This window comes from Streptomyces sp. NPDC056738, assembly GCF_042790435.1.
In the GTDB taxonomy this organism is placed as follows: Bacteria; Actinomycetota; Actinomycetes; order Streptomycetales; family Streptomycetaceae; genus Streptomyces.
This window is the reverse complement of sequence record NZ_JBHTZF010000003.1, coordinates 172,697-184,222: the sequence shown is the minus strand read 5'-3', so window position 1 is coordinate 184,222 and position 11,526 is coordinate 172,697. Positions and strand designations below refer to the sequence as shown.

Below are 11,526 nucleotides of genomic sequence, written 5' to 3'. Positions count from 1 at the left end.
CGGGGCGGGTGGTGTTCACTGCGTCGTCCGCAGGACCGGTGCCCCGCGTGTCCCCGGGACCCACTGCGGCAGCGCGTACGGCAGAGCGCCGTACCACAGGCGCGTGACCAGGAAGCCGAAGGCGAGGCAGAGCAGGCCGCCCACCGCGTCCAGCCAGAAGTGGTTGGCGGTGGCGACGATGACCACGAGGGTGGCCGCCGGGTAGAGGACGCCGAGGATGCGCGCCCAGGGGGCCTTGGCCAGTGCGAAGACGGTCAGCCCGCACCACAGGGACCAGCCGATGTGCATGGACGGCATCGCGGCGTACTGGTTGGACATGTGTTTCAGGTCGCCGGAAGCCATCGAGCCCCAGGTCTCGTGGACCGTGACCGTGTCGACGAAGGTGCTGCCGGTCATCAGACGGGGTGGCGCGAGCGGGAAGAAGTAGTAGCCGACGAGGGCCACCACCGTGGTGGAGAGAAGCGCGAGACGGGCCGCCGCGTAGCGGCCGGGATGACAGCGGTACAGCCAGACCAGGACACTCAGCGTCACCACGAAGTGCAGGGTCGCGTAGTAGTAGTTCATCCCGATGATCAGCCACCCGACCGAGTTCACGGCGTGGTTGACCGACTCCTCGACGGCGATGCCGAGGTGGTGCTCCATCCGCCAGATCCAGTCGGCGTTGCGGAGCGCCTCGCGTCTCTGCTCCGGCACGGCGTTGCGGATCAGTGAGTACGTCCAGTAACTCACGGCGATGAGCAGGACTTCGAACCAGAGGCGGGGGCGACGCGGGCTCCGCATACGGCGCAGGAGTCTGTTCCCCGCGTTCTCCTCCGCGACGGGCTGTGGAGTGGCCTGATCCCGGCCTTCCAGTGTCGTCACGGTCGAATCACCCATAGGCACAGAGTCTGCCAGAAAAGCCTTCCCTCACCGATGATGCTCTGGTCGGGTCCTGGCCGCATTTTCTACGCCCGTGGGAGTGCTTCGCCCCCTTTGTCATCCTTCTCGGGGGCGATGTGGCGTCCTGCTCAGGGACGATTCCGGTCCCCGGGGGCGGAAGCGGTCGAACCGCGCACCACGAGTTCCGGCATGAACACGAACTCGCTGTGCGGCGCGGGCGTCCCGCCGATCTCCTCCAGCAGCGTGCGCACCGCGGCCTGGCCCATGGCCGGCACCGGCTTGCGGACTGTCGTGAGCGGCGGGTCGGTGAAGGCGATCAGCGGGGAGTCGTCGAATCCCACGACCGAGATGTCCGTGGGCACCTCCAGGCCGCGCTGGCGCGCCGCCCGTATCGCGCCGAGGGCCATCATGTCGCTGGCGCAGACGATCGCCGTGCAGTGGCGGTCCATGAGGGCGTTCGCGGCGGCCTGGCCGCCCTCCAGCGTGTACAGCGAGTGCTGGACCAGTCGCTCCTCGACGTCCGCGGGGTTCAGGTCGAACTGCTCCTGCATCGAGCGCACGAAGCCCTCGATCTTGCGCTGCACCGGCACGAACCGCTTGGGGCCGAGGGCGAGTCCGATGTTGGTGTGCCCGAGCGAGGCGAGGTGGGTGACCGCGAGAGCCATCGCGGCGCGGTCGTCCGGGGAGATGAAAGGCGCCTGCACCTTGGGCGAGAAGCCGTCGACCAGGACGAACGGGACACCGCGGCCCCGCAGTTGCTCGTAGCGCTGCATGTCGGCCGAGGTGTCGGCGTGCAGACCGGAGACGAAGATGATGCCGGCGACCCCGCGGTCGACCAGCATCTCGGTCAGCTCGTCCTCGGTGGAGCCGCCCGGGGTCTGGGTCGCGAGCACCGGGGTGTAGCCCTGGCGCGTCAGGGCCTGCCCGATCACCTGCGCGAGGGCAGGGAATATCGGGTTCTCCAGCTCGGGGGTTATGAGGCCCACCAGGCCCTCGCTGCGCTGCCGCAGGCGCACCGGGCGCTCGTAGCCCAGCACGTCGAGCGCGGCCAGGACGGACTGGCGTGTGGTCGCGGCGACGCCCGGCTTCCCGTTCAGGACGCGACTGACCGTCGCCTCACTGACCCCCGCCTGGGCTGCGATGTCGGCAAGCCGTGTGGTCACAGGATTGGACTGTACCGGTCGCATCTCACCCTGCCCACCAACCAGACGCCGTGTGCGGGCGGTTGCTCGGCCCGCTCCGGGCTGCTGCGTCATCGCGCTCCCTCGTGTTCTGGTCGGCTCGGTGTCCCGTGCGTGCGCCGCGCGGGAAGGGGTGGCTCCTGCAAGGCACTGACGGCCGATGATCCCTGTATGCGACATCCGTGGCAAGAGCTTGCAGAGTCTTGCACAGACGTCCGTATGTCTGCTGAGCGGCCTGGTAGTGGGGTTTCGGGACGGTCGCCACCAGGTCACGGCCGCATAACTGTCGTTAGGTCTTTCACTTTTTTGCTGCAAGACCTTTCGCGCCGCTTACATCGCTGTTACGTTCCAGTCGCCCGGCGGACGCAACGGCGCAGTCGGCAAGTCGGCAAGGGGACCGGGCGGGACCGGTTCCCCACCTACTCGGGCTTTCACCCTCAAGGAGAACTCATGCGGCGTGGCATAGCGGCCAGTGCGCTGGTGGCGTCTTTCGCCCTCGCGGCGACGGCCTGCGGCGGCAGCGGCAGTGACAGCAGCGACAAGGCCGGCGGGCCGGTCACCATCACGTGGTGGGACACGTCCAACGCCACCAATGAGGCGCCGACGTACAAGGCCTTGGTCAAGGAGTTCGAGGCCGCCAACAAGAACATCAAGGTCAAGTACGTCAACGTGCCCTTCGACCAGGCGCAGAACAAGTTCGACACGGCCGCCGGTGCCTCCGGCGCCCCGGACATCCTGCGCTCCGAGGTCGGCTGGACCCCGGCCTTCGCGAAGAAGGGCTACTTCCTGCCCCTCGACGGCACCGAGGCCCTGAAGGACCAGGCCAAGTTCAAGTCCAACCTGATCGAGCAGGCCAAGTACGACGGCAAGACCTACGGTGTACCGCTCGTCACGGACACCCTGGCGCTCGTCTACAACAAGGCGCTCTTCCAGAAGGCCGGCATCACCGAGGCGCCCAAGACGTGGAGCGACCTGAAGAAGGACGCCGCCACCATCAAGGCGAAGACCGGCGTCGACGGCTACTGGGGCTCGACCCAGGCCTACTACGCGCAGAACTTCCTCTACGGCGAGGGCACCGACACCGTCGACGCCTCCGCCAAGAAGATCACGGTGAACTCCGACGCCGCGAAGAAGGCGTACGGCACCTGGCTGGGCCTCTTCTCCGGCAAGGGCCTGCACAAGGCCGACACCACCGCGGACGCCTACGCCCACATCCAGGACGCGTTCGTGAACGGCAAGGTCGCCGCGATCGTCCAGGGCCCGTGGGAGATCACGAACTTCTACAAGGGTTCGGCGTTCTCGGACAAGGCGAACCTCGGCATCGCCACCGTCCCGGCCGGCTCCACCGGCAAGGCGGGCGCCCCGACCGGCGGTCACAACCTCTCGGTCTACGCCGGTTCGGACAAGGCCCACCAGGCCGCCTCGCTGAAGTTCGTCAACTTCATGACGTCGGCGAAGTCCCAGGCCGCCATCGCGCTGAAGAACTCCACGCTGCCGACGCGTGACGACGCCTACACCGACGCCGTCAAGGCCGACCCGGGCATCGCCGGCTACGGCACGGTCCTCTCCGCCGCCCAGCCGCGCCCGGCGCTGCCGGAGTACAGCTCGCTGTGGGGCCCGCTCGACACCGAGCTGCCCAAGATCGCGGGTGGCAAGGAGTCCCTGGACAAGGGTCTGAGCAACGTCGAGCTGGCCATCGCCAAGCTGGTGCCGGACTTCAGCAAGTGAGCCCGTGTGGCCGCCGGACCCGCCCCGTCCCGACCTCGGTCGGGACGGGGGGACCCCCGAGAGACCGGGGGACGGACCCGGCGGCCACCGGCTGTGTGCGCCCAAATCCTGATCTTGCAGAAGGTGTCGAACCATGACAGTCGCCATCGACCGCGCGACCGGCAAGCGCCGCGGTGACCGAGCACCGCGTCCCGGCCGGATGCAGCGTCTCAAGCACTCGTACCAGAAGTACTGGTACGCGTACGCGATGATCGCCCCGGTCGTCGTCGTACTCGGCGGATTGGTGCTCTATCCGCTGGTTCGGGGCCTCTACCTGACGCTCACGGACGCCAACAGCCTCAACTCGGCCCGCACGATCGGCGTCAACCACATCGACGCCACCTACAAGTTCATCGGGCTGGACAACTACAAGGACATCCTGTGGGGTCCGACGTCGTACGACCGCTTCTGGTCGCACTTCATCTGGACCATCGCCTGGACCGTCATCTGCGTCGCCCTGCACTACTGCGTCGGCCTGGGCCTCGCGCTGCTGCTCAACCAGAAGCTGCGCGGCCGTACGGTCTACCGGCTGATCCTGGTGCTGCCCTGGGCCGTGCCGACCTTCGTCACCGTCTTCGGCTGGCGCTTCATGCTCGCCGACGGCGGCATCATCAACTCCATGCTCGACGCGCTGCACCTGCCGGCACCCTCCTGGCTGGAGGACACCTTCTGGCAGCGCTTCGCCGCCATCATGGTCAACACCTGGTGCGGTGTGCCGTTCATGATGGTCTCGCTGCTCGGCGGACTGCAGTCCATCGACGCGACGCTGTACGAGGCAGCCGAGATGGACGGCGCCAACAAGTGGCAGCAGTTCCGCTTCGTGACCCTGCCGGGCCTCAGGTCGGTCAGCTCCACCGTCGTACTCCTCGGCATCATCTGGACCTTCAACCAGTTCGCCGTGATCTTCCTGCTCTTCGGCAGCACCGCGCCGGACGCGCAGATCCTCGTCACCTGGGCGTACTACCTCGGCTTCGGACAGCAGCCGCGTGACTTCGCCCAGTCGGCGGCCTACGGCATGCTGCTGCTGGCCATCCTGATCGTCTTCACCTCCTTCTACCGCCGCTGGCTGAACCGCAATGACCAGCAGCTCGCGATCTGAGGCGGGAGTCTCCATGAGCACCACCACACTGCAGACGCCTCCGGCCGACCAGGCCACCGGGTCCGCCGAGCCGCCCCGCCCCGCGCGCGGGCGCGGCCGGCGCAGCCTCGCCGGCTCGCTCGCCTCCCACGGCATCCTGACCGTCGCGAGCCTGGTCGCGCTGTTCCCGATCGCCTGGCTCGTCTACCTGTCCCTCGGCCCGGACAAGGACGACTACCTGCACCCCGGACGCATCTGGGACACGATGACGTTCGACAACTACACCTTCGTGCTCCAGCACACGAACTTCTTCGAGTGGATGAAGAGTTCGCTCATCGTGTCGCTCGGCACCACGGTCATCGGCGTGATGGTCGCGGCCACCACCGGCTACGCGGTCTCGCGCATGCGCTTCCCCGGCTACAAGAAGTTCATGTGGGTCCTGCTGGTCACCCAGATGTTCCCGATCGCCGTGCTGATCGTGCCGATGTACCAGATCCTCTCGGACCTGCAGCTCATCGACAGCTACTTCGGCCTGATCCTCGTCTACTGCTCGACGGCGGTGCCCTACAGCGCCTGGCTGCTCAAGGGCTACTTCGACACCATCCCGTTCGAGATCGACGAGGCCGGCCGGGTCGACGGACTGAGCCCCTTCGGCACCTTCTTCCGGCTGATCCTGCCGCTCGCCAAGCCGGGTCTCGCGGTGGCCGCGTTCTACAACTTCATCACCGCGTTCGGTGAGGTCGCCTTCGCCTCGACGTTCATGCTGGACGACTCGAAGTACACCTTCGCCGTCGGCCTCCAGAGCTTCGTCAGCGAGCACGACGCGCAGCGCAACCTCATGGCGGCCACCGCCGTGCTGGTCGCGATACCCGTCTCCGCCTTCTTCTACCTCGTGCAGAAGAACCTGGTGACCGGACTCACCGCGGGCGGCACGAAGGGCTGATCCGCGAGGACGCCCCCGAAACGCCCAGACTCCCGCGCGCTCAGCGCGCGCGGGTGGCGGCCGCGGTGCCCATCCGACCCCGCCAGTACCGCGGCCGCCTCATCCCCCCGCCCCGACGCCTCCCGCCCCGTGCTCCCGGCCTCGCGCGAGCAGGGGTCCTGCCCCCACACCCGATTTCCTCCCCACCCCCGGCAGCGCCCGGAAGCGGGGACCCTCATCGCATCAAGGACGCCATGAGCCAGCACTCCGCCGACCAGGCCCCGAACTCCGTTCTCGCCACCGTCGCCGCGCATCGCGACTGGTGGCGCGACGCGGTGATCTACCAGGTCTATCCGCGCAGCTTCGCCGACAGCAACGGCGACGGCATGGGCGACCTGGAGGGCGTACGTTCCCGACTCCCGTACCTGCGCGACCTCGGCGTCGACGCCGTGTGGCTCAGCCCCTTCTACGCCTCGCCGCAGGCCGACGCCGGCTACGACGTGGCGGACTACCGGGCCGTCGACCCCATGTTCGGCAACCTGCTCGACGCCGACGCCCTGATCCGCGACGCCCACGGCCTGGGCCTCCGGATCATCGTCGACCTCGTGCCCAACCACTCCTCCGACCAGCACGAGTGGTTCAAGCGCGCGCTGCGCGAGGGCCCCGGCTCCTCCCTGCGCGACCGCTACCACTTCCGCCCCGGCAAGGGCGAGGACGGCGAACTGCCGCCCAACGACTGGGAGTCCATCTTCGGCGGCCCGGCCTGGACCCGCGTCACCGAGCCCGACGGCACCGCCGGCGAGTGGTACCTGCACCTCTTCGCGCCCGAGCAGCCCGACTTCAACTGGGAACACCCGGCCGTGGGCGACGAGTTCCGCTCGATCCTGCGGTTCTGGCTGGACATGGGCGTCGACGGCTTCCGTATCGACGTCGCGCACGGCATGGTCAAGGCGGAGGGCCTGCCCGACCTCGGCGGCCACGACCAGCTCAAACTGCTGGGCAACGATGTCATGCCGTTCTTCGACCAGGACGGCGTGCACGACATCTACCGCCAGTGGCGCACTATCCTCGACGAGTACTCGGGCGAGCGCATCTTCGTCGCCGAGGCGTGGACGCCCACCGTCGAGCGCACCGCCAACTACGTGCGCCCCGACGAGCTGCACCAGGCCTTCAACTTCCAGTACCTGGGCTCCCACTGGGAGGCCGAGGAACTGCGCTCGGTGATCGACCGCACCCTCGACGCGATGCGTCCCGTGGGCGCGCCCTCCACCTGGGTGCTCTCCAACCACGACGTCACCCGGCACGCCACCCGCTTCGCCAACGAGGCCGGCCTCGGCACCCAGATCCGCACCGCGGGCGACCGCGAGCTCGGTCTGCGCCGGGCCCGCGCCGCGAGCCTGCTGATGCTGGCGCTGCCCGGCTCCGCCTACGTGTACCAGGGCGAGGAGCTCGGCCTGCCCGACGTCGTCGACCTGCCGGACGAGGCGCGCCAGGACCCGGCCTTCTTCCGGGGCGCCGGACAGGACGGCTTCCGCGACGGCTGCCGGGTGCCGATCCCGTGGACCCGCACCGGCCCGTCGTACGGCTTCGGCGACGGCGGAAGCTGGCTGCCGCAGCCGGCCGAGTGGGCCGAGCTGAGCGTCGAGGCGCAGAGCGGCGTCACGGGCTCCACCCTGGAGCTGTACCGCGACGCGCTGGCCGTGCGGCGCGAGCGCGCCGACCTCGGCGCGGGCGACAGCGTCACGTGGCTGACCGCCCCGGAGGGCGTCCTCGCCTTCCGGCGCGGTGACTTCGTGTGCACCGCGAACACCGGCTCCAAGGCCGTGACCGTCCCCGCCCACGGCCGGGTGCTCGTCGCCAGCGGCGAGGTGACCGTGTCGCAGGACGGCCAGGCGACACTGCCCGCCGACACCACCGTCTGGTGGGCCGTCTGACCCACGCGTGACCTGACCCGCGCGGGTCTCTCGTTTCCGAAGCCGCTACCTCCAGGTGTCGCTCACGGAGTACCCGGCGCCCGAGCCCGTGGTGTAGGCGCGGTTGTCCCCCGACTCCCAGGTCACGGCGCCCGAGGCGTCCTTCTTGATGTACTTGTACGTGAACGAGGTCGACTTGGGCACGATCGCCAGGCGGCCCCAGTACGGGTAGGAGGCCGCGGACAGCGGGATCGCGTCGGCGGTGTTCCAGGAGCCGAGCGCGGGGATCGAACCGACCACGTACACGTTCGTGCCGTAGACGGTGGTCGCGGTCACCCCGAAGGTCAGGTCCGTCGCGTCCGCGTCGGCCACGTTCCAGGAGTTCTGCGCGGTCACCGCCGCCGTGCCGGTGGTCAGGGTCCGGTTGGCGTTGGACTCCCAGGTGACGTTCCCCGAGGCGTCCTTCTTGATGTACTTGTACGTGATCGTGCTGTTCGCCGGGACCGCGACGTCCGCCTTCCAGACCGGGTAGCCGGACGAGGACAGCTTCACCGCGCTCGCCGGGTTCCAGCCGCCGAGAGCCGCGGCCGAACCGACCACGTACACGTCCGTGCCGGAGGTGGTCGACGCGTACGCGCCGAAGGTCGCCGTCACCGAGCCCGTGCCCGGATCGGTGCCGGCACCGCCGCCGCAGTTGACGGTGCAGACGTAGTCCGGGTCGTAGAACGCGACGGCGCCCTTGGCGGGGACGGTCAGCGAGGCCCTGCCGCCGGTCACCGTGACCGAGCCGGCGCCGCCGTCGATGACGTTCGGGTAGGTGCCGTCCGCGAGACCGGTCGTGTAGGTGTGGGTGTTCGCGGCCGAACTGTTGTTGATGGCGACGAAACCGGCGCCGCCCCGGCCGAAGCCGATCACGTTGGCCGCGGGGGACTGCCAGTCGGCGACGGCGTACCCGGCGGCCGCGTTGTGCCAGCCGATCATGCCGGAGACCGCGGTGTCACGGTCGAGGCAGTACCAACCGGAGGCGCAGTTCGTGTCGGTGACGAGACCGCCGCCCGAGTTCGGCGGGGCCTGGTCGCTCTGGCCGAAGGTCCAGCCCGCGTACACCGACGGCCGGCCGTAACCGCGGGCGAGCTGGTAGACGTTGGCGAGCACGGCGGTCGCGCCGTCCTTGTAGCTCAGCGAGTAGCCGTTGCGCTCGGTGTCGTGGTTGGTGACCAGGGTGGTGGAGTTCGCCTCCGCGACCAGCCCCCAACTGCTGCCGAAACCGGCGAGGTTGGCGATGTCGCCCTGGAACTGCGCCTTGATCTGGGAGGCGAAGGCGAAGTCGAGGACGTCACCGCTGCCGTAGTACTCGTCGATGGAGGGCGGGGTGCCGGGATAGACCTCCTGGGTGATGTACGGTGCCGAGCCCGAGGTCGTGGTGTGCAGCCCGGCGACGATGGCCTTCATGTCGGCGGCCTCGATGTGCTTGGCGGCGTCGACCCGGAATCCGTCGACGCCCAGGTCGATCTGCTGGTTGAGGAAACCGGTGATCTTCGCGCGGACATTGCTCTCGGCCGTGTCCAGGTCCGGCATGCCGAGCAGTTCGCAGTGCTGGACCTGATGGCGGTTGGTCCAGTCGGTGATCGTCGTGGTGCAGTCGTCGCTGTCGGCCGGGTCGTAGTCAGGGGTGTCGTACTTGTTCGAGACGACCGTGCCGTTGTACCCGGTGCCGGTCTGGCCGGCGGTGTGGTTGATCACCGCGTCGGTGTAGACCTTGATGCCGGCCGCGTGACACGTGTCGACCATGGCCTTGAAGGCGGCGGCCGTACCGAAACGGCTGTCGAGGTTGTAGGAGTAGGGCTGGTAGACGTCCCACCAGTAGTAGTTCGACTGCTTCAACGACTCGGCGGGCGGCGCCACTTGGACCGCCCCGTAGCCGGCCGGGTCGAGCACGTTCGTACACTCGGACGCGACCGACTTCCAGTTCCATTCCCACAGGTTGGCGATCACGTCGCCGTTGGGGACGCCCGTGTCCGCCGCCGCTGCCGGCTGGGCGGGCAGTGCGGCCAGCCCGCCGAGCGCCAGCGCGACGGTCGCCAGCAGCCGGGAAACCCTTCTTCGCCGTAAAACCATCGGGGATGCGGCTCCTCTCCGGATCGGTCAGCGCGGCCGCGGGGACGCGGAGCTGACCCGTGTGGAGCGTGGGACCGCCCAAGGGGGCGCGTCAATAAGGGAGTTGGAAGTTCTTTCGACATCTTGCTGAAACATGATTGCAAGCGGTACGTTCCGATCCCCCCACCCGCACGACGAAGTGCAGGAGTACACACACATGGCACGGAAGAAGCTCGCGGCCTCGTTCGCCCTCGTGGCGGGCCTGGCGGTCACAGTGGCCGTTCCCCCCGGTACGGCGGCGGCCTCGCCGCCCGGCACCAAGGACGTCACCGCCGTCATGTTCGAGTGGAAATTCGACTCGGTCGCCAAGGAATGCACCAACACGCTGGGCCCCGCCGGATACGGCTACGTCCAGGTGTCCCCGCCCGCCGAGCACATACAGGGCTCGCAGTGGTGGACCTCGTACCAGCCCGTCAGCTACCGGATCGCCGGCCGGCTCGGCGACGCCACCGCCTTCAAGAACATGATCAGCACCTGCCACGCGGCCGGTGTGAAGGTCGTGGCGGACACGGTGATCAACCACATGGCCGCCGGTTCCGGTACCGGCACGGGAGGTTCTTCGTACACGAAGTACAACTACCCGGGCCTCTACTCGTCCGCCGACATGGACGACTGCACCTCCACCATCAGCGACTACACCAACCGGGCCAACGTCCAGAACTGCGAACTCGTCGGTCTCGCCGACCTGGACACGGGCGAGGAGTACGTCCGGTCGGCCATCGCCGGCTACATGAACTCCCTGCTCGGCTACGGCGTCGACGGCTTCCGGATCGACGCGGCCAAGCACATGCCTGCCGCCGACCTCGCCAACATCAAGTCCCGGCTGAGCAACCCGTCCGTCTACTGGAAGCAGGAGGCCATCTACGGCGCGGGCGAGGCCGTGCAGCCCACCGAGTACACCGGCAACGGCGACGTACAGGAGTTCCGCTACGCCTACGACCTCAAGCGGGTCTTCAACAACGAGAACCTCGCCTACCTGAAGAACTACGGCGAGGGCTGGGGCTACATGAACAGCTCCGTCGCGGCCGTCTTCGTCGACAACCACGACACCGAGCGCAATGGATCCACGCTCAACTACAAGGACGGGGCGAACTACACCCTCGCCAACGTCTTCATGCTCGCCTACCCCTACGGCGCCCCCGACATCAACTCCGGCTACGAGTGGTCGAACGCGGACGCCGGCCCGCCCAACGGCGGTACGGTCAACGCCTGCTGGCAGGACGGCTGGAAGTGCCAGCACGCCTGGCCCGAGATCAAGTCGATGGTCGCCTTCCGTAACGCCACCCGGGGACAAGCGCTTTCCAACTGGTGGGACAACGGCAACGATGCGATCGCTTTCGGCCGGGGCGGCAAGGGCTTCGTGGCCATCAACCACGAGACCTCCTCGCTGAGCCGGACGTACAGCACCTCCCTGGCCGCGGGAGCCTACTGCAACGTCCAGAACAACACGAGCATCACCGTGAACAGTTCGGGCCAGTTCACGGCGACGCTGGGCGCCAACACGGCACTCGCGATCTATGCGGGCAAGTCGAGCTGCTGAAAAGCCTTTCCGCATGTTGCAAGACTCTTGCTGTAAACCTTGCGTGAGCGATACGGTCACGCGGGCGTTCGGCATCGTGGCCGAAACGC

The 11,526-nt window shown here is 68.2% G+C and carries 8 protein-coding genes; 5 read left to right on the top strand and 3 right to left on the bottom strand.

Annotated features, from left to right (window positions below):
* Nucleotides 1-15: 15 nt before the first annotated feature.
* The gene (locus ACFRIC_RS08200) at nt 16-876 is read right to left on the bottom strand and encodes a phosphatase PAP2 family protein (RefSeq protein WP_382781278.1); all 861 of its coding nucleotides are present in this window, start codon (nt 874-876) and stop codon (nt 16-18) included.
* Nucleotides 877-1,007: 131 nt separating this feature from the next.
* Nucleotides 1,008-2,042 (bottom strand): LacI family DNA-binding transcriptional regulator, encoded by a 1,035-nt coding sequence (locus tag ACFRIC_RS08195; RefSeq protein ID WP_382781276.1) that lies wholly within the window; start codon nt 2,040-2,042, stop codon nt 1,008-1,010.
* Between the two features lie 468 nt (nt 2,043-2,510).
* Here ACFRIC_RS08195 and ACFRIC_RS08190 point away from each other — a divergent pair, with 468 nt between their 5' ends.
* The 4 genes from ACFRIC_RS08190 to ACFRIC_RS08175 all read left to right on the top strand — a co-directional run bounded on the left by ACFRIC_RS08190 (nt 2,511) and on the right by ACFRIC_RS08175 (nt 7,761).
* Nucleotides 2,511-3,788, top strand: a complete 1,278-nt coding sequence (locus ACFRIC_RS08190) for an extracellular solute-binding protein (protein WP_382781273.1) — start codon at nt 2,511-2,513, stop codon at nt 3,786-3,788.
* Nucleotides 3,789-3,921: 133 nt separating this feature from the next.
* The gene (locus ACFRIC_RS08185; RefSeq protein ID WP_382781269.1) at nt 3,922-4,926 is read left to right on the top strand and encodes a carbohydrate ABC transporter permease; all 1,005 of its coding nucleotides are present in this window, start codon (nt 3,922-3,924) and stop codon (nt 4,924-4,926) included.
* A 13-nt stretch (nt 4,927-4,939) separates the two neighbouring features.
* Nucleotides 4,940-5,848 (top strand): sugar ABC transporter permease, encoded by a 909-nt coding sequence (locus ACFRIC_RS08180; RefSeq protein WP_382781266.1) that lies wholly within the window; start codon nt 4,940-4,942, stop codon nt 5,846-5,848.
* A 233-nt stretch (nt 5,849-6,081) separates the two neighbouring features.
* Nucleotides 6,082-7,761: a glycoside hydrolase family 13 protein gene (locus ACFRIC_RS08175; RefSeq protein WP_382781263.1), complete on the top strand. Its 1,680-nt coding sequence runs from the start codon at nt 6,082-6,084 to the stop codon at nt 7,759-7,761.
* 45 nt (nt 7,762-7,806) lie between these two features.
* Here ACFRIC_RS08175 and ACFRIC_RS08170 read toward each other — a convergent pair whose 3' ends face one another.
* A complete protein-coding gene (locus ACFRIC_RS08170) occupies nt 7,807-9,858 on the bottom strand; it encodes a carbohydrate-binding module family 20 domain-containing protein (RefSeq protein ID WP_382781260.1) in 2,052 nt (683 codons plus the stop codon).
* A 196-nt stretch (nt 9,859-10,054) separates the two neighbouring features.
* Between ACFRIC_RS08170 and ACFRIC_RS08165 the strand changes: the two genes are divergently transcribed.
* Nucleotides 10,055-11,437 (top strand): alpha-amylase family protein, encoded by a 1,383-nt coding sequence (locus tag ACFRIC_RS08165; RefSeq protein WP_382781258.1) that lies wholly within the window; start codon nt 10,055-10,057, stop codon nt 11,435-11,437.
* Nucleotides 11,438-11,526 lie beyond the last annotated feature (89 nt).

What these genes read in the sequence shown, in the direction of transcription:
- ACFRIC_RS08200 (WP_382781278.1), bottom strand. Translation starts at nt 876, where the DNA reads ATGGGTGATTCGACCGTGACGACACTGGAAGGCCGGGATCAGGCCACT.
- ACFRIC_RS08190 (WP_382781273.1), top strand. Translation starts at nt 2,511, where the DNA reads ATGCGGCGTGGCATAGCGGCCAGTGCGCTGGTGGCGTCTTTCGCCCTC.
- ACFRIC_RS08185 (WP_382781269.1), top strand. Translation starts at nt 3,922, where the DNA reads ATGACAGTCGCCATCGACCGCGCGACCGGCAAGCGCCGCGGTGACCGA.
- ACFRIC_RS08180 (WP_382781266.1), top strand. Translation starts at nt 4,940, where the DNA reads ATGAGCACCACCACACTGCAGACGCCTCCGGCCGACCAGGCCACCGGG.
- ACFRIC_RS08175 (WP_382781263.1), top strand. Translation starts at nt 6,082, where the DNA reads ATGAGCCAGCACTCCGCCGACCAGGCCCCGAACTCCGTTCTCGCCACC.
- ACFRIC_RS08170 (WP_382781260.1), bottom strand. Translation starts at nt 9,858, where the DNA reads ATGGTTTTACGGCGAAGAAGGGTTTCCCGGCTGCTGGCGACCGTCGCG.
- ACFRIC_RS08165 (WP_382781258.1), top strand. Translation starts at nt 10,055, where the DNA reads ATGGCACGGAAGAAGCTCGCGGCCTCGTTCGCCCTCGTGGCGGGCCTG.